Source organism: Mesorhizobium sp. WSM4887 (genome assembly GCF_029625865.1).
In the GTDB taxonomy this organism is placed as follows: Bacteria; Pseudomonadota; Alphaproteobacteria; order Rhizobiales; family Rhizobiaceae; genus Mesorhizobium.
The window spans coordinates 729,935-750,410 of record NZ_JARTVP010000001.1 but is presented as its reverse complement, the minus strand read 5'-3'; the positions used below and the strand labels follow the sequence as shown (position 1 = coordinate 750,410).

The following is a 20,476-nucleotide window of genomic DNA, read 5'->3' as shown; positions in this document are numbered from 1 at the left end:
TCTCCGAAAGAAGAATCAGGAAAGGCAAGCGGAAGCGACAAGCAGCACGGCGATCTCGCCGAGCTGCTGCAGCGCTCCGATCGTATCGCCGGTCTGGCCGCCGATCTGGCTGAGGCAGAGCGCACGAAAGGCGGCAAACAGCAGGCCAAGCAGGATCACCGCGGCAATTGCGCCGCCGAGGCCGAGCGCCAACAGCGCCACGGCTCCGAGCGCGGCACCAACGACGGCGGTTTCGGCAGTGACCGAGCCCGCGTCGGCCGACAGCCCATCGGAGCGCGCCGGCGGCAGAAGATGCATGAAGGCGCCGAACAGGCCGCGCGAGGCGGCGTGCGCTGCCAAAAGCGCCAGGAAGATGTGGCCAGGGCCGGCCAGTTCCGAAAGCGCGCTCCAGCGGATGAGCAGCGAGATGCCGAGCGCCGCGGCGCCATAGGCGCCGATGCGGCTGTCGCGCATGATCTCCAGCTTCTTCTCGCGCGTCCGGCCGCCGCCGAGTCCATCGGCGATATCGGAGAGCCCGTCCTCGTGCAGGCAGCCGGTGACAAGCATCGTCGCTGCAAGCGCGAGCGCCGCAGCCGGACCGGCGGCAAGGCCCAGGGCGCCAACGATGGCGTAGACAAGCGCGCCGATGACGGCGACGGCGAGACCGGCAAAGGGTGCCGCCCAGATCGCTTCGGCTAGGCTGCGGCCGCCGAAATCGCTCGACGGCAGCCTCAGCCGCGTCAAGAAGACAAGGCTGAGGCCTATGTCGTCGAGCAATCGCCGAGGCTCGGAAAGGCCGCCGCTCATGCGCCCCTCGCAATGGCATGGAAGAAAGTGCCGCTGACATGGCCGCGCCGGTAACCCGACGCGCCCAGCGGATTGCCCTGGCCGTCGGCGAGGTCCGCCAGCGGCTCGTCATTGCCTGTGGCGGCGATCTGCGCATAGTGGAACTCATGGCCGCGGATGAGCATGCCTTCGCTGCCAAGCGGACACCCGGCGCGCAGCCGCGCCTCGCGATAGCCGAGGTTCATCTTGCGCCTGGCGAAGCTGGTCGAATGGCCAAGCAGGCCAAGCATTTTATGGCTCTCGCCGTCCGCATCCTCCAGCACCTCGCCCAGCACCATGAAGCCGCCGCACTCGCCATGCACTGGCTTGGTCGCGGCGAAAAGGGCCATTCCCGCACGGAAGTTGCCAGCGGCCGCAAGCTTGCCGGCATGCAGTTCTGGATAACCGCCTGGCAGCCAGCAGACATCGCAATCTTGGCTCGGCGCTTCGTCGGCAAGCGGTGAGAAGGGCACGATCTCGGCGCCAGCGTTTCGCCAGCATGAGGCGACATGCGGGTAGAGGAAGGTGAAGGCGGCGTCCTCGGCCAGTGCAATGCGCTGGCTTGGCGGCTGTAACGCCTCGCCGAAGTCGCCGGCCGTGGGTTCGAGCGGGCTCGCCAGCGCGAGAATGGCGTCGATATCGAGCGACTTCTCGACCATGTCGGCAAGCCGGTCGAGATGCGCCATGAGGTTCTCGTGCTCCCCTGCTTGGACGAGGCCGAGATGCCGCTCCGGCAGGTTGAGCGTCGGATCGCGCATGATGGCGCCGACCACCGGCAGGCCGATGGCCTCGATCGCGTCGCCCGCCAGCCGGCGATGGCGCTCGCTGCCGAGGCGGTTGAGCACGACGCCGGCCATGCGCACATCCGGATCGTAGGTGGCAAAACCCTTGGCGACGGCGGCGGCCGTGGTCGACTGACCGGAAACGTCGAGCACCAGAAGCACCGGCAGGCCATAGAGCCGGGCGAGATCGGCGGCCGAACCCGAACGGCCTTCCGGCGCGGGAATGCCGTCGAAAAGGCCCATCGCGCTTTCGAGAATGACGTACTCGGCACCACACGCTGCCTGGTTCGCCAGCGCGTTGAGCAGGGAAGGCGGCATCGCCCAGCTGTCGAGATTGACGCCGGAGAGGCCGGTGGCGGCGGTATGGAAGCCGGGATCGATATAGTCCGGTCCGGACTTCGCGCCGCGCACCTTCAGCCCGCGCCGGGCAAGCGCGCGCAACAGGCCTATGGTGACGCTGGTCTTGCCCGAGCCGGAGCGCGGCGCGCCGATGATGATCGCGCGCGCCGTCATGCCCCGCCCGCCAGTGCCGCGCGCATGGCGACGATACCGCCGACGACGATCAGCGCCGGGGAGGCGAGCCCGGCGGCAGCGGCCTCCTCGGCGATTGTGGCGAGCGTGGCGACAACGATGCGCTCCTGCGGCGTGGTCGCTGCGACGATCACGGCGGCAGGCGTCGACGGCGCGAGGCCACCGCTGAGCAGCTTTGCCGCTATCACCGGCAGATTGGCCATGCCCATATAGATGACGACCGGCTGGCCGGTGCGCGCGATTGCGTCCCAGTCGATGTCGTCATCGGTGCCGGCGGCATGGCCCGTGGCAAGGATGACCGCCTTGTTGATGCCGCGCATGGTGGCAGGGATGGCGGTGGCGGCCAATGCGCTGAGACCGGAGGTGAGGCCGGAGAGCACCCGAAATGGTATGTTTTCCCGTGCCAGCGACAACGCCTCTTCGCCGCCGCGGCCGAAAATATAGGGATCGCCGCCCTTGAGCCGCACGACGCGGCGACCCTCGCGCGCCAGCCGCACGAGCAGGGCGTTGATGTCGTCCTGCTTCATCGAGGGCTGGCCGCCGCGTTTACCGGCGTAGAAGAGCTCCGCGCCTGCAGCAACCGCGACGACATCGGGCGAGACCAGCGCGTCATAGACCAGCGCATCGCACTGCCCGAGTGCCGCCAGCACTTCGAGCGTCAGGCAGCCGGGATCGCCGGGGCCGGCGCCGGCCAGCCAGACATGGCCGGGCTCCAGCGCGCGCGGCTTGAAGTTCAGCCGCGCCAGCGCCTGCTCCACCGTTGCCCGTCCGTTTCTGTTGGTGCTGGCGTTCACAAGCCGTCCCGTCCGCGAAAACGCCGCTGGTAGTGGGCGTCGTAAAGTGAGCTCTCGCCGAAATCCTGCGCGGCCAATGCGCTGCCGACGAAGATGATCGCCGTGCGCTCCATCGGATTTTGCGCAAGCTGCGCCTCGATCGTGCCCAGCGTGCCGGTCAGAATGCTCTCGTCCGGCCAGGAAGCGCGGAAGACGACCGCCACTGGGCATTCTGCGCCGTAGAGCGGCGTGAGTTCGGCAACGATGCGGGCGATGGCATGGATGGCGAGATGGATGGCTAGAGTTGCACCGGTGCGGCCGAAGCCGGCAAGCGTCTCGCCGGGCGGCATTTTCGAGGCGCGGCCGGAGACGCGGGTCAGCACGAGGCTCTGCCCGAGCTCGGGAATGGTAAGCTCGCGCCGTAACGCCGCCGCCGCCGCCGCGAAGGAAGGCACGCCCGGCGTCATCGTGTAGGGGATATCGCGCTTCTCGAGCCGCCGGATCTGCTCGGCCACTGCGCTCCACACCGAAAGGTCGCCGGAATGCAGGCGCGCGACGTCCTGGCCGGCTTTGTGGGCGGCAAGATATTCGGCCTCGATCTCGTCGAGCGACATCGGCGCGGTGTCGATCAGCCTGGTTCCGGGCGCGCAGTGTTCGAGCAGTTCTGGCGCGACGATCGAGCCGGCATAGAGGCAGATCGGACAGGAGGCCAGCAGGCGGCTGCCGCGCAAGGTGATGAGGTCGGCAGCACCAGGGCCGGCGCCGATGAAATGGACGGTCATTTTGGGCCTCCACCAAGGGCGATGGCGCAGGTAACAGGACCAAGAACAGTACGTGGTCCAAGCAGTTTCGCCTCTTTGCCGGCCGCGGCCAGGGCCGACGCTTCCGAAACCGACGGCGTGCCGGCGTGAGCCTGCGACCATTCGGATTGGCTGATCGTGCCGGATGAGACGGTTTGCAAGGCGTCGTCGGAGACGACGAGCACGGGCAGGTCGAGGTCGCGACCGGCAAGAAAGATCGCTTGCTCGTCGCGTTTCATTTCGCCCGTTGCCAGCGCTGAAAGCGCGGTCTTTGGCAACCCATGCGCTTCGAGCGCGGTCTCGATCGCGGCGCGCACGTCGCGCGCCATCACACCCTTCCGGCAGCCGATACCCGCGACCATCATGGCTTTACCCAGCTCCATTGCATGACCGGCATGGCCGGACGCCAGGCCTGCATGGATCCGACCGGCGCCGCACGCGAGAGGGCGATGCGCAGAAGGTCGCCGCCGCGCCTGGTATGCTGGTCAAGCAGCAGCGCCTCCATTTCCAGCGTCACAGCATTGGCGACCAACCGGCCGCCGGCGCGCAGCGACTTGATCGCTGTCTGCAGCACGCCGGCATCGCTGCCGCCGCCGCCGATGAAGATGGCGTCTGGTGTCGCCAGTGTTGCCAGCGCTTTCGGCGCCGAGCCTTCGATGACGACGAGACCGGGCACGCCGCAATGCGCGGCGTTGCGATGGATGCGGGCGGCGCGCTCGCTGTCGGCTTCGATGGCAATCGCCCGCATCGAAGGATGAGCCCGCATCCATTCGATGCCGATCGAGCCGGAGCCGGCACCGATGTCCCAGAGCAGTTCACCGCGCCGCGGCGCCAGCGCCGACAGCGTCATGGCGCGGATCTCGCGCTTGGTGATCTGGCCGTCATGCTCGAACAGATGATCGGCAAGGCCGACGGTCAAAGGCAGGATGCGCGCATCCGGAGTCGATTCTATTTCGAGCGCCAGCACGTTGAGCGGATTGATGTTTTTGAGATCGAAGGCGTCGGCGCGGACAGCGTGGCGCGTTTCGCCCTGGCCGCCAAGCGCTTCGAGAACCGTCAACCGCGACGGACCGAAGCCGAGTTCGTCGAGCAGCGCGGCGATGGCGACCGGCGCGTCGCTGTCGGATGTGAGCGCAAGGATACGTGCGCCGGGGTGGAGCAGGGGGCGGAGGAGGTCGATCGAGTGGCCATGCAACGAGATGGTTTCGACATCCTGCAACGCCCAGCCGAGACGGGAGGCGGCTAGCGACAGCGATGACGGCGCCGGCAGGACGAGCATCTCATCCGGTTTCACTTTGCGCGCGAGCGTGACGCCGACGCCGTGGAAGAACGGGTCGCCGGAAGCCAGCACGCAGACGCTTCTGCCTTCGAGCGCCAGCACATCATGCATCTCGGCATCGAACGGCGTCGGCCACGGTCGCGCCTTGCCCTTGGCCAAGTCTGAGACGAGCGCGAGGTGCCGCTTGCCGCCAAAGATGACTTCGGCCTCGGCGATCCTGCGCTTGGCCTCGTCGCCCAGACCCGCTAAACCGTCCTCGCCGATGCCGACGATGGTCAGCCATCTTGCGACCGGCTTGGCAGCGCGCGAACCCTCAGCAGGCATGATGACCCACCGTATTCTGATTCTCGGCGGAACCACGGAGGCCCGGCAGCTGGCGGGCAAGCTGGCTCGCCGGAAGGATTTCTCGATCACGCTGTCGCTCGCCGGCCGCACCGAAAGCCCCATGGCGCAAGGCGTGCCCATGCGTAGCGGCGGCTTTGGCGGCATGCAGGGATTGGCCGCCTACCTCCATCGGGAACAGGTCGATCTGGTGGTCGACGCCACGCATCCTTACGCGGCCCGTATGTCGGCCAATGCCGCTGAGGCGGCCAGGCAAACCCGCGTGCCGATGGTTGCGCTGCGGCGTGCCGGCTGGGAGCCTGTCGCGGGTGATCGCTGGACTTTCGTGGAGAGCGTCGCTGAAGCGGCCAAGGCGCTTGGCACGGCGCCGCGACGAGTCTTGCTGGCGATCGGCCGGCAGGAAGCCGGCGCGTTCGAGGCCGCTCCGCAGCATCGCTATCTCATTCGCAGCGTCGACCCGATCGAGCCAAAGCTGGCTGTGCCTGACGCAGTTTACCTTCTGGCGCGCGGGCCGTTCCCCGAAGCGGACGAGCGCGCGCTGCTTGAAAAATACGCCATCGATACCGTCGTTTCGAAGAACAGCGGCGGCGAGGCGACCTACGGCAAGATCGCCGCGGCGCGCGCGCTCGGCATCGAGGTGATCATGGTGCGCAGGCCGCCGCTGCCTGACGTTGCGTCGGCCGAGACCGTCGATCAGCTGGCTGCGATGGTCGATCATTTTCTCGACCCAGTTGCCGAACGCGGCGTGTAGACCAGCGCGGGCTTGTCGCCGCGCTTGATGATGCGGGTCTCGGGCGAGCCGATGATGACGCAGGTCGACATGTCGGCCTTTGCCGCATCGGCGTCGGCGAGCAGAAACACCTCGATGCGCTCTTCGGGCCGGCCGGCGGCGCGGCCGAAGATCACCGGGGTGGTGCCCGGCAGAATGGCCTTCAGGCATTCGAAGGCGCGGCCGAGCTGCCAGGGGCGGGCCTTGCTGATCGGATTGTAGAGCGCAATGACGAAGCCGGCGCCGGCCGCCGCCAGCAGACGTAGCTCGATCAGCTCCCAGGGTTTTAGATTGTCGGAGAGCGAGATGGCGCAGAAATCATGGCCAAGCGGCGCGCCGATGCGGGCGGCGACCGCGAGCATGGCGGTGACGCCGGGAACGACCGCGAGGTCGATTGACCTCCATTCTGGCGGACCGGCTTCGATCGCCTCGCAGACGGCGGCCGCCATGGCGAATACGCCGGGATCGCCGCCGGACACGACAGCGACGCTGTGACCTTCGGATGCCTTGGCCAGCGCCTCGTTCGAGCGGGCTAGCTCTTCGCGATTGTCGGAGGCGATGCGGGTCTGGTCCTGTCGCAGCTCGAGCCGGTCGAGATAGGGCTTGTAGCCATAGAAGAAGGAAGCCTCCGTCACGGCGCGGATCGCCTCCGGCGTGACCTGATCGGCATTGCCGGGGCCGAGGCCGATCACGGTGAGGCGGCCGCTCAAGGCTTGGCTCCGGGAACTCCGGGACGCGCCGACCAGCCGGCGACCAGCACGATGGCGAAATAGGGGGCCTTGTCGCCCGGCTTTTCCGCGAGCCGCATCGACACGCTGCCCGGCATGGTGCCGCGCTCGACATAGACGGCCTTCGTCAGCTTGCCGGTCGCTTCCAGCGCGCGGCGGATCTTCGGCAGATTGCGGCCGACCTTCATGATGACGGCGGCATCGGTATCGGCCAGCCGTCGCGTCAGCTCGAACTCGCTCATCGTGCCGGGAAGCACGGTCAGCACATCGTCGCCCTGGACGATCGGCAGGCCGGTCGCCGACCAACAGCCGGACATGGCGGTGATACCGGGAATGACTTCTGTCGGGAATCGGTGCGAGAGGCGCACGTGCAGATGCATATAGGAGCCGTAGAAAAGCGGATCGCCCTCCGACAGCACGGCCACCATCTTGCCGGCGCCGAGATGCCCGGCGACCTGTTCGGCGGACTGCTCATAGAAATCGGTGATCTGCGAGCGATAGTCGTCGTGATCCTTGTCGATCTCGGTCGTCACCGGATAGAGCAGCGGCAGCTCGACCATATCCGGGCGAAAGCGCGCCTCGACGATGGCGCGCGCGTTGCTGTTGTTGCCGCGCTTGGCGAAATAGGCGACAACGTCAGCCTCGGCCAGCGCGCGCGCCGCCTTCAGCGTCAACAGCTCCGGATCGCCGGGACCGGTGCCGACGCCGACGAGCCGGCCTTTGGGGAAAGCGTTCACAGGCCTGGCCTCGCCAATGCGTTGAGTGCTGCGGCCGTCATGGCGCTGCCGCCCAGCCTGCCGCGGACGATGGCGTAAGGCACACCGTAGGAGTTTTCCGCCAGTGCATCCTTGGATTCGGCAGCACCGACGAAACCAACCGGCATGCCGATGATGGCGGCCGGCTTCGGCGCGCCGTCGCGCAGTTTTTCGAGCAGATAGAACAGCGCGGTCGGTGCGTTGCCGATGGCGACCACCGAACCTGCCATGCGCTCGCTCCAAAGGTCGATAGCGGCGGCCGAGCGCGTGTTGCCGATTTCCTTGGCGATATCGACGGTGCGCGGGTCGCGCAGCGTGCAGATCACCTCGTTTCCGGCCGGCAGGCGGGCACGGGTGATGCCGTGGGCGACCATCTCGGCATCGCAGAAGATCGGCGCCCCGGCGGCAAGGGCGGCACGGGCCGCTTCAACGAAACCGCTGGAGAACACGAACTGGCTGGCTGCCTCGACCTGGCCGCAGGCGTGGATCATGCGGATCGCGACATCGGCCTCTGTCTCGGAAAAGCGCGACAAGTCCGCCTCGGCTCGGATGATGGCGAAAGAGCGCTCGTAGATCGCCATCCCGTCATGGATATAGTCGTAGGCGGCCATTCTTCAGTTCCGTCGATAGAGTTCGGCGATCTCAGTCGCGCCGAGCCTTGTGAGGCAAGCGGCGGCAGTCTCGCCGGGACGCCGTGCGTTGCGGATCGCCGCCGCAATGCCGGCGACCCCGCGCGCGGCGTCATAGCCCGGCCTGTATCCGGCAGGAAGGGTCTTTGCCGTCCCGTCCACGACAAGTCCGGCTCCGTTTTCGTCGCCGACCAGGGTGAGCCCCGCTGGGCCGGGATGGGCGCAGCCTTTGGCGCAGCCGGAAATGTGGAGGGTGAGGGAGGCATCGAAGAGATCGGGGCTTTCCGTTGCGATTTCTTCGGCGATGGCGCGGGTGGCGATGCGGCCGGAGGCGCAGGCGGGCGCTCCGGGGCAGGCGGCAATGCGGGTGCGCGGATCGGTGGGGGCGGTGATGAAGCCGAGGGCGGACGCGGAGGCTTGGAGAGAGGCGCTGGCGAATGGGGAGAGGTTGAGGAAAAGCAGGGCGCGGCCTGGGGCCAGGCGGATTTCGGTCGAGCCCAGATCTGAAGCCTGGGCGGCGAGGTCGATGAGGTTCTGTGCCGGCATGCTGCCGAAGGGCAGGCTGAAGCCGAGGGCGTGGCTGCTGCTCAGGTCGAAGAGGCCGATGGGCGAATGCTGGCGCCCTACGGCGCCCCCCTCTGTCCTGCCGGACATATCCAGCAGGACAGAGGGGGGCGCGAAGGAATGCCAGCCTGCGAGAGAGGCCAACTGCCGCTCCGATAGATCTCTTGTGTGCGCCTCGCGGCCTTTCTCAGCGACCATCCTGAGCGCTGCGACGGCGATGTCGCGTGCCGCATCCGCGTCGACTGTCGCGAGCGGTCTTGCGTGGTGCGCGTCGCCCGGAACGGACATGCCCCATTTCACGCCAGCAGCAGTGTGCATTGCCTTCAACCGCACATCAGCTGTCACTGCGTCCAACGTCAACTGCCCGCCGCCGTCGACGACCACGGACACCTTCGGCCCCAACCGTCGAGTCAGCCCGGCCTCGTCAGCCGCCGCCCTGATCCGTTCCGCCAGCGGGCTCGGATCTGCAATCTCCTGCGGGTCGATACCCGCGAGCGGCCCGGTCTCCACCGGCACGCCCGTCCGCATGGCAATGCCCAGCGCATCCACTTCCGCCGCCAGCAGCCCAGCGCTGTCTGCGGTCAGGCCCCGGATCTGCAGGCTACCGCGAGCGGTCACTTCCATGATGCCGTTGCCGTGGCGCAAGGCGGATTCGCAAAGACCCATCAGCGACTTGGGTGCAAGCCCTCCAGCAACCGGATTGAGCCGCACCAGCAGGCCATCGCCGGTCTGCATCGGCGCAGACAAAGCAGGGCAGGCGCCACGGCGCGAGAAGGCGTTCATGCCGCCACCTCGCTTGCCTGCGACTCGGCGATCAAGGCCGTGAGATCGTCGTCGATGGAATTCCTGAGCGGATGCCAGAGACCGCGCCGCCGAGCGGCCAGGAATCGCTCGGCGATGACCTTCGCGGCGGCGGGATTTTCGCGCAGCAGGAAGGCTCGGACTTCCGCATCGCCGATATAGGCGTCGTGCACCGCCTCGATCAGCGCGCCCGATATGGCATGCGTGGTCTCGGCGAAGCCAACCAGGCGGTCGACCGTCTCGGCGAATTCCGAGGCGCCGCGGGGGCCGTGGCGCATCTGCCCGGCAATGAAGCGCGGATTGACGGCGCGGGCCCGCACCACGCGCGACACCGCTTCGCCGACCGATCGCGGCCTCGGCTTCTTAGGATCAGTCGTGTCGAGCACGATGACATCGGCATTCCTGCCAAGCGCGGCAAGTGCGGCCGAAAACCCGCCGATGAAGGCGACATCGGCCGAACCTTCGAGGATGTCGCGGCCCGGGTCGTCGCCGGTGTGGACAAGCAGGTCCGCGTCGGCGATGCGGCCCTCGAAGACGCCGGGCGCGGAGATGGCCTCACCGTCGGCGCCGCCATAGGCATGCGAGGTTGCTTCGAGATAGGCGCGGCCGATCTCTTCGCGCGCGCTCCATTCGCCGCGCGACAGCAATTCCTCGACTCCGGCGCCGTAAGTGCCGGGCGAGGTGCCGAAAATGCGCGGACCAATTTTGCCTTGGGCACGGGCCGCGGCGGCAAGCGGATTTTCCGAATCGTCCTCGTCGCGACCGGCGACGGCGCTGGCGGCGGCGTCGATCAGCGCGATCTGGGTCGGGAACATATCGCGAAACAGGCCGGAGATGCGCCAGGTGACGTCGACGCGCGGGCGGCCGAGGGCGGCCGGCGGCATCACCTCGATGCCGGTGACGCGGCCCGTTGCGGCATCCCATTGCGGCCGGCAGCCCATCAGCGCCAGGCCTTGCGCGATCTCCTCGCCGCCGGTGCGCAACGAGGCGGAGCCCCAGAGGTCGATGACCAACGAGCGCGGCCAGTCGCCATGGCTCTGCATGTAGCTGCGCACGACTTCTTCCGCCGCCGCCTGCCCGAGATCATAGGCCGTCGACGTCGGCATGGTGCGCGGATCGGAGGTGAAAAGGTTGCGGCCGGTGGGCAGGACATCGGAACGACCGCGCGCCGGCGCGCCTGCCGGTCCGGCCTTGATGTGACGCCCGTCGAGCGCAGCGAGCAGGGCGTCTTTTTCGGTCTCGGCGCTTTGGCGGCGCAGTGGATCGGCTTCTTCTTCCGGCGCGCGGCCATAGACATGCAGCCCGTCCTTGACGGCAAAATCCTTGAGGTCGCACAGCCACGCGTCGATGCGGCGCAGCGCCTCGTCCGGCACATCGGTTCCGGCAACTCCGGCTTCGGCAGCCAGCCCGGATTTCTCCGCTGTCTCGACGATGAGCCTGGCCAGACGGTCGCGGCGGCGGCGGTCGAGCCCGTCGGCTTGTGCGTATTCGTCGACCAGCCGCTCAAGCCTCTGTTGCGCCTCGTCGAGCCCGGCGCCGGTCAGCGGCGGCGGCAGGTGACCGAGCGTGACGGCCGAGATGCGGCGCTTGGCCTGCGCCGCCTCGCCGGGATTGGAGACGATGAAGGGATAGACAACCGGCAGCGAGCCGGTGACGATCTCGGGAAAGCAGGTGTCGGAGAGCGCGACCGTCTTGCCCGGCAGCCATTCCAGCGTGCCATGCGCGCCGACATGGACGATGGCGTGGACGCCGATCGACTTTTGCAACCACAGGCCGAAGGCGATCAGCTCGTGGCGCGGGGGAAGGGTCGGGTCATGGTAGTCAGCGCGGCGGTCTGCGGAGCGGCCACGGTCGGGGGCCAGCGCCACGGTGACGTTGCCGAAGATGGCGGCGCGGAAGGGGAAGCTTGCGGAAGGAGGCGCTTGAACACCCCCCTCTGTCCTGCCGGACATCTCCCCCTCAAGGGGGGAGATTGGCAGTTTCGCTGACGGCGCTTCTCCTCCAGCGTTGATGATTGGCGAAAGCATCGATGCAGGCGCAATCTCCCCCCTAGAGGGGGAGATGTCCGGCAGGACAGAGGGGGGCGCATTGACGTGAGCTTTGTCGTTGGCTCTCCCCCACGCTGCCTCAACCGTGTCGCGTGCACCTTCGGGAAGCGCTGCCGAAAAGGCGAGATATTCCTGTAAGGTGAGACCAAGTCCACCCACCTCCAACACATCCAGCAGCCCGCGTGGCGATTGTGGAATCCCATCAACCGCATAGCCCTGTTCCTTCAGGTCCTGCAGCATGGCGAGCACGCTCGACGGCACATCCAGGCCGACAGCATAGCCGGTGCGTCCGGGCGCGCTTGGATAATCCGGAATCAGGATCGCCAGCTTGCGTTCCGCCCGCTCCGTCCGTTGAAGGCGAATGATCGCCGCGACGCGAGCGGCGACCTGGGCGACGCGATCCGTTTCCGGTCGGCTGGCGAAGGCGCGGAAGGCCAGCGCCGGATCGGCGTCGATCTCGCCCTTGAAGGAGATCGCGCCGGCGAGGATACGGCCATCGAGCTCGGGCAGCACGACATGCATGGCAAGGTCGGCGGGCGCCAGGCCGCGCTGGTTTTTCTCCCAGACTTCGCGCCGCGTCGTGGCGACGATGACCTGGAACACGGGCACGCCGGCACGGTCGAAGAGCGTTTCGGCACCAGGCTCGGCACCGGAAGCGAAGGCGGTTGCAGTGACGATGGCGGACGGGTTCAACGAGGTGATGGCGGTTTCGACGAAAGCCAGCGATACCGGGTCCTTGAGGCTCGAAACAAAGATCGGCATTGGCGTCATGCCCTGCGAGCGAAGGGCATCTGCGAGTGCATCGATTGGCGCGACGTCCGCGGCAAGCAGCATCGAGCGGTAGAAGAGGATGGGGATGACGGGGGCACCGACGCTGTCGATGTTGAGCTCCGCCACACCCCCCTCTCTCCTGCCGGACAGAGGGAGGTGTGACGGATCGCCGACGTTCAAGAAGACTGATTTCGCGACAACTCCGATTCCTGGTTGATAGTACCCCGCCTTCGGCACGCTCACCGGCTCGGCCACGGCCGTATCCGACCCGGCGAGCCTTGCCAGTCTTTGCACCAGCGCGCTCATGTTCGCCGGGCCGCCTTCGCGGAAATAGCCGAGCAGGGCGTCGAGTTCGGCGCGCGGCAGGGTCGAGGCTTCGATCAGCCGCTGGTCCTCGTCATGGCTTTCGCCCGGCAGCAGCGCCAGCTTGATGCCGCGCTCGCGTGCGACCGCGGCGAGCTGGTCGGAGCCATAGCGCCACCAGTCGTAGCCGCCCAGGATGCGGACGAGGACCACCTTGGCGTGACGGGCAACGCTGTCGATCCAGAGGTCCACCGACATCGGATGGCGGAGATCGCGAAGTGCTGCCAGCCGCATCGACGGCAGCCGCGCGGCGTCGGCCTTCCACGCAGCGGCGAGGCCGGCGAGATCGCTGTCGGTGAAGGACAGGGCCACGACATCCGCAGGCGTCTGCCTGAGGTCGATCGGCTCGGCGAGATCGTCGAGCGAGGCGGATGTCGTGGTGAGGATGTGCATCGCGGTTCGGTCTTGCCTCAGCCGGCGAGGATACGCTCGATCGCCGGGCGGTTCAGCCCCTTGAGGCCGATGACGACGAGCCGCGATCGGCGGTCGTCGTCCGGCGTCCAGGCGCGGTCGTAATAGTGATTGACGCGCGGGCCGACGGCTTGGAGCAGCAGCCGCATCGGCTTGCCGCCCACCTCGACAAAGCCTTTGACGCGCAGAACGTTTTCCTGCTCGGCGGCGAGAGCGACGCGCTTTGCCAGCTCATCCGGACTGGCGATGGACGGGATATCGAGGACGAAGGAGTCGAAATCGTCATGCTCATGGTCGAGCTCGTCATCGTGATGGGTCTTGCGGTTCTCGATGTCGTCCTCGACGGCGAGGCCAAGACCGAGCAGCACCGACGGGTCGACCTTGCCCTGTGCGGTCGGCACGACCTTGACCGCGCGCGCCACGTGCTCGCCGATAACGGCATTGGCGCGGACTGAGCCCGCCGCGTCCATCAGATCGCTCTTCGACAGGATGATGAGGTCGGCGCAGGCGATCTGGTCCTCGAACACCTCTTCGACCGGATCATCGTGGTCGAGGGAATCGTCGGCAGCGCGCTGCGCCTGCAGGGCGTCCATGTCGGAGGCGACGCGGCCGTCGGCCAGCGCCGGACCGTCGACCACCGCGATGACGCCATCGACCGTGACGCGGCTCTTCACCGTCGGCCATTGGAAGGCCTGGACGAGCGGCTTCGGCAAAGCGAGGCCGGAGGTTTCGATCAGGATGTGGTCGACCTTCGGCGTGCGCGACAGGATCTGGTCGAGCGCCGGCACGAAATCGTCGGCGACGGTGCAGCAGATGCAGCCATTGGCGAGCTCGACGATATTTTCCTCTGGGCAGGTGTCGATGCCGCAGCCTTTCAGGATCTCGCCGTCGATGCCGACATCGCCGAATTCGTTAACGATGATCGCCAGCCGCTTGCCCTTGGCGTTTTCGAGCAGGTTGCGGATCAGCGTGGTCTTGCCGGCGCCGAGAAAGCCGGTGACGACAGTGCAGGGAACACGGGAGAGGGATGCGGTCATGTCAGTCCTTCAGCAGGTCGAGGGGAGGGATGCGGGCAACCAGGCCGCGCTTGAGGGAATCGGGCCGGCCTCGCCAGGGGATGAGGCCGTCGGTCGAGGTGGCAAAGAGCTTTGCGCCGATGACGAGGTCGGCGCCGCTGGTCGTTTCCAGGTCACCGAAGACATAGCTCCAGCAGCCGTCGCGCAGCAGCGCCGCGCTCAGGCGGCGTTTGCAATTGCCGAGACACTCGACGATGCGGATGCGGATTTTCTCGTCCGGCGCGGCGCGGCGCGCGTCTTCGGCAAGGAGGGCGCCGGCGCGCGGATGCGCGTCCGAACCGGTCTCATCGCGGCAGGAGGAGCAGACGATGACGGTCACTTCCGATAGCGCGTCGCGGGGTTCGGACGAAGTGTCCGCGGTATTAGCCGGAAAACTGACGTTGCGATCCAAAACCAGGCTCCTTGCCCGGAAAACCCGCCGAGCGATCGGATTCTCATGTCTCAGACGGCAGGTCTCCTGGCTCGCGGGTCGTCGCCTTACGCCGCCTTCCCGGGAAACATCCCAGTGGTTTTCGGCTGAGGCTCGTCGCTCACAGTTGCGGGGACAGCCGCGGATTTGGGTTTTCCCGCACCGCATTCCCTCTTGGCTCCTCCCCTTGCCGGGAGGAGACCGTCTGCGGCGGATTTAGGCTTAGAGGTGCTGGCATGTCAACGCGCGGCTACGACACCGAAATGTCGGCCAACGCCGGCCCAAGGTCGCCGGCCGGCGTCACCTCGATGGTTTCCAAGCCGAGCCATGCCTGCATCTGTTTCAACTCATCGAAGAGCTGTGCGGCCGTTTCGGCGGGAGCGCCGGCTTCGGCAAAAGCCGCATGGACGCGCAGCACGCCGGCCGGCCGGTCAGCTCTCAAATCGACCCGGGCAACGATCCGGTCGCCGAGCAGGAAAGGCAGCACGTAGTAGCCGTACTGGCGTTTCTCGGCCGGCGTGTAGATCTCGATGCGGTAGCGGAAGCCGAAGAGTTTTTCCGTCCGGGTGCGTTCGAATACCACCGGATCGAAGGGCGCGAGCAGGGCGCGGGCCTCGATCCGGCGCGGAAAGCGGGCGTCCTTGTGGAGATAGGCGGGCTTGTCCCAGCCTTCGACCTTCACCGGCAGCAGTTCGCCCATCTCGACCAGTTCCTCGATTCTGGCTCTCGTATCGCCAGGCGCCAGGCGGAAATAGTCACGCAGATCGCCATAGGTTGCGATGCCATGGGCGCGGGCGGAAATGCGCAGCAATTGGCGATGCGCGTCCTCGACCGAGGGCACCGGCAGGTCGAGGATGGCCTGCGGCAGAACCCGCTCGGGCAGGTCGTAATAGCGCTCGAATCCTCGCCGGTAGGCGGTGGTGATGCGCCCGGCCCAGAACAGCCATTCGAAAGCGTGCTTGGCCTCGCTCCAGCCCCACCATCCGCCATTGCCCTTGTGGCCTTCGATGTCGGAGGCGGCGATCGGCCCGCGTTCCGCGACTTGCCCGTAGATCTCCTCGATCATCGCCTTGCGCTCGCGGCCCCATTTGGCGAGGCCGAGATACATTTCCTCGCCTTTCTCGGCCCGCTGCATGCGCCAGCGCATCAACGGATAGGTCTCGACGGGCAGGAAGGAAGCCTCATGGGCCCAGTATTCGAAGACGGTTCGCTTGCGCGTGACGGCCGCGTTGTCGAGCAGCGCAAGCGGGTAGGGGCCGAGGCGCGAGTAGAGCGGCATATAGTGGGCGCGCACCACGGCGCTGACGGAATCGATCTGCAGCAGGCCAGTTCGGGAAAGCACGCGGGCGAGATGGCGACGATCGGGCGTGCCGACAGGCCGCGCATCGGTAAAACCCTGCGCGCCGAGCGCAATGCGCCTTGCTGCGGCGAGCGAGATCTTTTCTTTCATCCAGCTACCTTGCCCTGATCCTTTGCCGGGGTTTCCAGTCGGTGATTCCGGCCATGCTAGCAGGCAAATGGCGGGAGATATGTCAGGATAGAAAAGTGGAGTAAAACATGAAGGAAATCAAACAGGAGCGGATCGGACCAGTTTCTTCCGATATGGCGTCCAGGGCCGGATTTTGAAGAAGGTTTGACTTGCGTCGCCGAAACCGCTGCGCTAACCCTCGCCGCGTCGCAGCATAGGCCACCTAAAACGGTTCAGCGGGTTAAACTGTCACGCTTCCGCCTTAGAGTCCGTTGCTGTAATCAAAGTGAACTGGCCGCCGAAGGAAAGCCGCCGCATGAGCGCACTCCTAAGTTCGTATCTGCCCATCGTGCTCTTCATCGCAGTGGCGATGGTCGTCGGCCTGGCGCTGATCGTTGCGCCGTTCCTGGTTGCCTACCGCAATCCCGATCCGGAAAAGCTTTCCGCCTATGAATGCGGGTTCAACTCATTCGACGACGCCCGCATGAAGTTCGACATCCGCTTCTACCTGGTGTCGATCCTGTTCATCATCTTCGATCTCGAGGTCGCCTTCCTGTTCCCGTGGGCGGTGTCCTTCTCCAAGCTCGGCATGCTCGGCTTCTGGTCGATGATGGTGTTCCTGGCGGTGCTGACCATCGGCTTTGCCTATGAATGGAAAAAAGGAGCGCTGGAATGGGATTGAACGACAGTTCAGGCACCCTCGTCGCGCCGAAGCCCAAGGGCATCATCGATCCCAACACCGGCAGGCCGGTGGGGGAGGACGATCCCTTCTTCCTCGAGATCAATAATGAGCTGGCCGACAAGGGCTTCCTTGTCACCTCGACCGAGGCGCTGATCACCTGGGCGCGCAGCGGCTCGCTGATGTTCATGACCTTCGGTCTCGCCTGCTGCGCGGTCGAGATGATCCACACCTCGATGCCGCGCTATGACTCAGAGAGGTTCGGCGTCGCGCCGCGCGCGTCTCCGCGCCAGTCCGATATCATGATCGTCGCGGGCACACTGACCAACAAGATGGCGCCGGCGCTGCGCAAGGTCTATGACCAGATGCCGGAGCCGCGCTACGTCATCTCGATGGGTTCGTGCGCCAATGGCGGCGGCTATTATCACTATTCCTATTCGGTGGTGCGCGGCTGCGACCGCATCGTGCCGGTCGACATCTATGTCCCCGGCTGCCCGCCGAGCGCCGAAGCGCTGCTCTACGGCATTCTCCTGTTGCAGAAGAAGATCCGCCGCACCGGCACGATCGAACGGTGAACCAATGGCCTTGGCGTTGCACGAACTCTCCACCTATCTCGGCGAGAAGCTCTCCGGCCGCATCGGCGAAACGGTGCTTGCTTATGGCGAACTGACGGTTTGCGTCGAGCCGGGCAACCTGACCGAGGTCGCGACCTTCCTGCGCGACGACCCGCGCTGCCAGTTCGTCTCGATCATCGACATTTGCGGCGCCGACTATCCGTCGCGTGCCAAGCGCTTCGACGTCGTCTACCACCTGTTGTCGCCGAAGCAGAACGTCCGCATCCGCCTCAAGGTCCAGGCCGACGAGGAGACGCTGGTGCCGTCGCTGACCGGCGTCTATCCCGGCGCCGACTGGTTCGAGCGCGAGACCTATGATCTCTACGGCGTGCTCTTCTCCGGCCATCCGGACCTGCGCCGCATCCTCACCGACTACGGCTTTGAAGGGCATCCCCTGCGCAAGGACTTCCCGCTGACCGGCTTCGTCGAGGTTCGCTACGACGACGAGGCCAAGCGGGTCATCTATGAGCCGGTGGAATTGAAGCAGGAATTTAGAAACTTTGACTTTTTGAGCCCATGGGAGGGAACGGATTACGTCCTTCCGGGCGATGAAAAGGCGAAGCCAAATTGAGGCGCCACAATGGCTGAAACCTCCGTCCGCAATTTTAACATTAACTTTGGGCCTCAACACCCTGCTGCGCACGGCGTTTTGCGTCTCGTGCTGGAGCTGGACGGCGAGGTGGTCGACCGCGTCGATCCGCATATCGGCCTGCTGCATCGCGGTACCGAGAAGCTGATCGAGGCCAAGACCTATCTGCAGGCGGTGCCCTATCTCGATCGGCTCGACTATTGCGCGCCGATGAACCAGGAGCATGCCTTCGCGCTCGCGGCCGAGCGCCTGCTCGGCATCGAGGTGCCGAAGCGCGGCCAGCTGATCCGCGTGCTCTATTCCGAAATGGGCCGCATCATGTCGCACATCCTCAATGTGACGACGCAGGCGATGGACGTCGGCGCGCTGACGCCGCCTCTGTGGGGCTTCGTCGAGCGCGAGAAGCTGATGGTGTTTTATGAGCGCGCCTCCGGCTCGCGCATGCATGCGGCCTACTTCCGGCCAGGCGGCGTGCATCAGGACCTGCCGCAGAAGCTGATCGAGGATATCGGCAAGTGGATCGATCCGTTCCTGAAGTCGGTCGACGACCTTGATGCCTTGCTCACCGGCAACCGCATCTTCAAGCAGCGCAATGTCGACATCGGCACGGTGTCGCTCGCCGACGCCTGGGCCTGGGGTTTTTCGGGCGTGATGGTGCGCGGCTCGGGCGCGGCCTGGGACCTGCGCAAGGCGCAGCCTTATGAATGCTATTCCGAGATGGATTTCGACATCCCGATCGGCAAGAACGGCGACTGCTACGACCGTTATCTCGTGCGCATGGAAGAGATGCGCCAGTCGGCGAAGATCATGCGCCAGTGCGTCGATCTGCTGCTCGGCAAGGAAAGCGGTGGCCCGGTATCGAACCTCGACGGCAAGGTGGTGCCGCCGAAGCGCGCGGCGATGAAGCGCTCGATGGAAGCGCTCATCCATCACTTCAAACTCTACACCGAGGGCTACCGCGTGCCGGCCGGCGAGGTCTATGCGGCTGTCGAGGCGCCGAAGGGCGAGTTCGGCGTCTATCTCGTCTCCGACGGCACCAACAAGCCCTATCGCTGCAAGCTGCGCGCGCCGGGTTTTGCGCATCTGCAGGCCATGGATTTCCTGTGCCGCGGCCACATGCTGGCCGACGTCACCGCCGTGCTTGGCTCCCTCGACATCGTGTTTGGTGAGGTCGATCGCTAAATGTCAGTCCGCCGTCTCGCAGATGCCAGCGTCCAGCCAGCCTCCTTCGCCTTCAACGAGGCGAACGCTGCGGCGGCGCAGCAGTGGATCGCCAAATATCCGAAGGGACGCGAGCAGTCGGCCATCATCCCATTGCTCATGATCGCTCAGGAACAGGAAGGCTGGGTGACGAAAGCGGCGATCGAGACGATCTCGGATATGCTCGGCATGCCGCGCATCCGCGGCCTCGAGGTCGCCACCTTCTACACGCAATACCAGCTCAATCCGGTCGGCACCCGCGCCCATATCCAGGTCTGCGGCACCACGCCCTGCATGCTGCGCGGCTCGGAAGCGCTGATGGATGTGTGCCGGTCTAAGATCCATCACGACCAGTTCCATACCAACGACAGGGGCACGCTGTCGTGGGAGGAAGTCGAATGCCTCGGCGCCTGCGTCAACGCGCCGATGGTCATGATCTTCAAGGACACGTTCGAAGACCTGACGCCGGAGCGCCTTGCCGAGATCATCGATCTCTATGAAGCCGGCAAAGGCGCCGAGGTGAAGCCCGGTCCGCAGAACGGCCGCATCGGTTCGGAGCCGGCCACGGGCCTGACGACGCTGAAGAGCGAGAAGGCAATCCTGAAATCCACCCGCGACAAGGAAGCCAAGGCCGCCGCGAAGGCAGCCAGACAAGCCGCTGCCGCAGCGCCGGCTACTGCATCCGCCGCCGTCGTCTCGCAGGCGCCTGCCGCGCCGCCCTCGGCCCCTGTCGGGCCATCGAAATCCGGCAAGCCGAAAACCGACGCGCCCGAAACCAGTCCGGCACTAAGGACACCGTCGCCGGTCAAGGTTTCGCCCGCCACCGAGAAGGCGGCCAGCGTCAGGGCGCCGCGCCACTCCGCAGCCAATGCCAACAAGGCTTCTCCGGAAGTCGAGGCGGTTTCGAAGCCGCGCAGCGGGCCGAAGGCCAAGGCCGAGCCGGCGTCCGCCTTCAAGTCGCCGGAAGCGAAGCAGCCTGCGACCAAGACGGCCAAGCCTTCGCTCGAGGACAAGAACCGCCCGGCCGGGATCGCGCGTCCGGCAACGGTCGACGATCTGAAGCTGATCTCCGGTGTCGGTCCGAAGATCGAAGGCGTCCTGCATTCGCTTGGCATTTATACTTTCGCGCAGGTCTCTGCGTGGAGGAAGGCCGAGCGCGAATGGGTCGACGGCTATCTCAATTTCCGCGGCCGTATCGAGCGCGACGACTGGGCGAAGCAGGCCAAGGCGCTCGCCAAGGGCGGCGTCGCCGAGTACATCCGCGTCTTCGGCAAGAAGCCGGTCTGAGGGA

General features: G+C 66.2%; 20 protein-coding genes and 1 riboswitch. Of the genes, 6 read left to right on the top strand and 14 right to left on the bottom strand.

Going from position 1 to position 20,476, the window contains the following annotated elements:
• Positions 1 to 15: 15 nt before the first annotated feature.
• From cobS to cbiE, 6 genes are read right to left on the bottom strand one after another with little or no spacing between them, the layout of a single operon-like run.
• A complete protein-coding gene (cobS, locus tag P9230_RS03620) occupies positions 16 to 786 on the bottom strand; it encodes an adenosylcobinamide-GDP ribazoletransferase (RefSeq protein ID WP_095801996.1) in 771 nt (256 codons plus the stop codon).
• The gene (locus P9230_RS03615) at positions 783 to 2,099 is read right to left on the bottom strand and encodes a cobyrinate a,c-diamide synthase (protein WP_278117468.1); all 1,317 of its coding nucleotides are present in this window, start codon (positions 2,097 to 2,099) and stop codon (positions 783 to 785) included. The genes cobS and P9230_RS03615 overlap by 4 nt, the downstream gene beginning before the upstream one ends.
• Entirely contained in the window at positions 2,096 to 2,911 is an 816-nt protein-coding gene (gene cobA, locus P9230_RS03610) for a uroporphyrinogen-III C-methyltransferase (protein ID WP_278087813.1), read from the bottom strand. Before cobA ends, P9230_RS03615 begins: the two co-directional genes overlap by 4 nt.
• Positions 2,908 to 3,672, bottom strand: coding sequence for a precorrin-4 C(11)-methyltransferase (cobM, locus tag P9230_RS03605; RefSeq protein ID WP_278117466.1), 765 nt, complete (start codon positions 3,670 to 3,672; stop codon positions 2,908 to 2,910). Before cobM ends, cobA begins: the two co-directional genes overlap by 4 nt.
• Entirely contained in the window at positions 3,669 to 4,055 is a 387-nt protein-coding gene (locus P9230_RS03600; protein ID WP_095801993.1) for a cobalamin biosynthesis protein, read from the bottom strand. The genes cobM and P9230_RS03600 overlap by 4 nt, the downstream gene beginning before the upstream one ends.
• Positions 4,052 to 5,293 (bottom strand): precorrin-6y C5,15-methyltransferase (decarboxylating) subunit CbiE, encoded by a 1,242-nt coding sequence (gene cbiE / locus P9230_RS03595; protein WP_278117464.1) that lies wholly within the window; start codon positions 5,291 to 5,293, stop codon positions 4,052 to 4,054. The genes P9230_RS03600 and cbiE overlap by 4 nt, the downstream gene beginning before the upstream one ends.
• A gap of 1 nt (position 5,294) precedes the next feature.
• Here cbiE and P9230_RS03590 point away from each other — a divergent pair, with 1 nt between their 5' ends.
• Entirely contained in the window at positions 5,295 to 6,062 is a 768-nt protein-coding gene (locus P9230_RS03590; protein ID WP_095780915.1) for a cobalt-precorrin-6A reductase, read from the top strand.
• Here P9230_RS03590 and P9230_RS03585 read toward each other — a convergent pair.
• The 8 genes from P9230_RS03585 to P9230_RS03550 form a co-directional block, all read right to left on the bottom strand.
• Positions 6,026 to 6,790 carry a precorrin-3B C(17)-methyltransferase gene (locus P9230_RS03585; RefSeq protein ID WP_278117462.1) on the bottom strand — a complete coding sequence of 255 codons (765 nt, stop codon included), beginning with the start codon at positions 6,788 to 6,790 and terminating at the stop codon, positions 6,026 to 6,028. The two genes, P9230_RS03590 and P9230_RS03585, sit on opposite strands and share 37 nt — an antisense overlap.
• Positions 6,787 to 7,545, bottom strand: coding sequence for a precorrin-2 C(20)-methyltransferase (locus P9230_RS03580; protein ID WP_278117460.1), 759 nt, complete (start codon positions 7,543 to 7,545; stop codon positions 6,787 to 6,789). The genes P9230_RS03585 and P9230_RS03580 overlap by 4 nt, the downstream gene beginning before the upstream one ends.
• Positions 7,542 to 8,174, bottom strand: coding sequence for a precorrin-8X methylmutase (locus P9230_RS03575; protein ID WP_095779767.1), 633 nt, complete (start codon positions 8,172 to 8,174; stop codon positions 7,542 to 7,544). Before P9230_RS03575 ends, P9230_RS03580 begins: the two co-directional genes overlap by 4 nt.
• A 3-nt stretch (positions 8,175 to 8,177) precedes the next feature.
• The gene (gene cobG, locus P9230_RS03570; protein WP_278053629.1) at positions 8,178 to 9,539 is read right to left on the bottom strand and encodes a precorrin-3B synthase; all 1,362 of its coding nucleotides are present in this window, start codon (positions 9,537 to 9,539) and stop codon (positions 8,178 to 8,180) included.
• Positions 9,536 to 13,132, bottom strand: a complete 3,597-nt coding sequence (gene cobN, locus P9230_RS03565; protein ID WP_278117458.1) for a cobaltochelatase subunit CobN — start codon at positions 13,130 to 13,132, stop codon at positions 9,536 to 9,538. Before cobN ends, cobG begins: the two co-directional genes overlap by 4 nt.
• Before the next feature lie 17 nt (positions 13,133 to 13,149).
• Positions 13,150 to 14,187 carry a cobalamin biosynthesis protein CobW gene (cobW, locus tag P9230_RS03560; protein WP_127324559.1) on the bottom strand — a complete coding sequence of 346 codons (1,038 nt, stop codon included), beginning with the start codon at positions 14,185 to 14,187 and terminating at the stop codon, positions 13,150 to 13,152.
• A 1-nt stretch (position 14,188) separates the two neighbouring features.
• Positions 14,189 to 14,617 (bottom strand): DUF1636 family protein, encoded by a 429-nt coding sequence (locus P9230_RS03555; RefSeq protein ID WP_278053068.1) that lies wholly within the window; start codon positions 14,615 to 14,617, stop codon positions 14,189 to 14,191.
• Between the two features lie 38 nt (positions 14,618 to 14,655).
• Positions 14,656 to 14,856: riboswitch (cobalamin riboswitch) on the bottom strand.
• A gap of 29 nt (positions 14,857 to 14,885) precedes the next feature.
• On the bottom strand, positions 14,886 to 16,085 hold the full coding sequence (locus tag P9230_RS03550; protein WP_278117454.1) for a winged helix-turn-helix domain-containing protein: 1,200 nt from the start codon (positions 16,083 to 16,085) through the stop codon (positions 14,886 to 14,888).
• Between the two features lie 334 nt (positions 16,086 to 16,419).
• Between P9230_RS03550 and P9230_RS03545 the strand changes: the two genes are divergently transcribed.
• From P9230_RS03545 to P9230_RS03525, 5 genes are read left to right on the top strand one after another with little or no spacing between them, the layout of a single operon-like run.
• Positions 16,420 to 16,785 carry an NADH-quinone oxidoreductase subunit A gene (locus P9230_RS03545; RefSeq protein ID WP_027169002.1) on the top strand — a complete coding sequence of 122 codons (366 nt, stop codon included), beginning with the start codon at positions 16,420 to 16,422 and terminating at the stop codon, positions 16,783 to 16,785.
• A complete protein-coding gene (locus P9230_RS03540; protein WP_013531090.1) occupies positions 16,776 to 17,357 on the top strand; it encodes an NADH-quinone oxidoreductase subunit B in 582 nt (193 codons plus the stop codon). The genes P9230_RS03545 and P9230_RS03540 overlap by 10 nt, the downstream gene beginning before the upstream one ends.
• Before the next feature lie 4 nt (positions 17,358 to 17,361).
• Positions 17,362 to 17,967 (top strand): NADH-quinone oxidoreductase subunit C, encoded by a 606-nt coding sequence (locus P9230_RS03535; RefSeq protein WP_066998762.1) that lies wholly within the window; start codon positions 17,362 to 17,364, stop codon positions 17,965 to 17,967.
• A gap of 9 nt (positions 17,968 to 17,976) precedes the next feature.
• On the top strand, positions 17,977 to 19,167 hold the full coding sequence (locus P9230_RS03530) for an NADH-quinone oxidoreductase subunit D (RefSeq protein WP_095779761.1): 1,191 nt from the start codon (positions 17,977 to 17,979) through the stop codon (positions 19,165 to 19,167).
• Positions 19,168 to 20,472: an NADH-quinone oxidoreductase subunit E gene (locus P9230_RS03525; RefSeq protein ID WP_278117451.1), complete on the top strand. Its 1,305-nt coding sequence runs from the start codon at positions 19,168 to 19,170 to the stop codon at positions 20,470 to 20,472.
• The last annotated feature ends 4 nt before the right edge of the window (positions 20,473 to 20,476 follow it).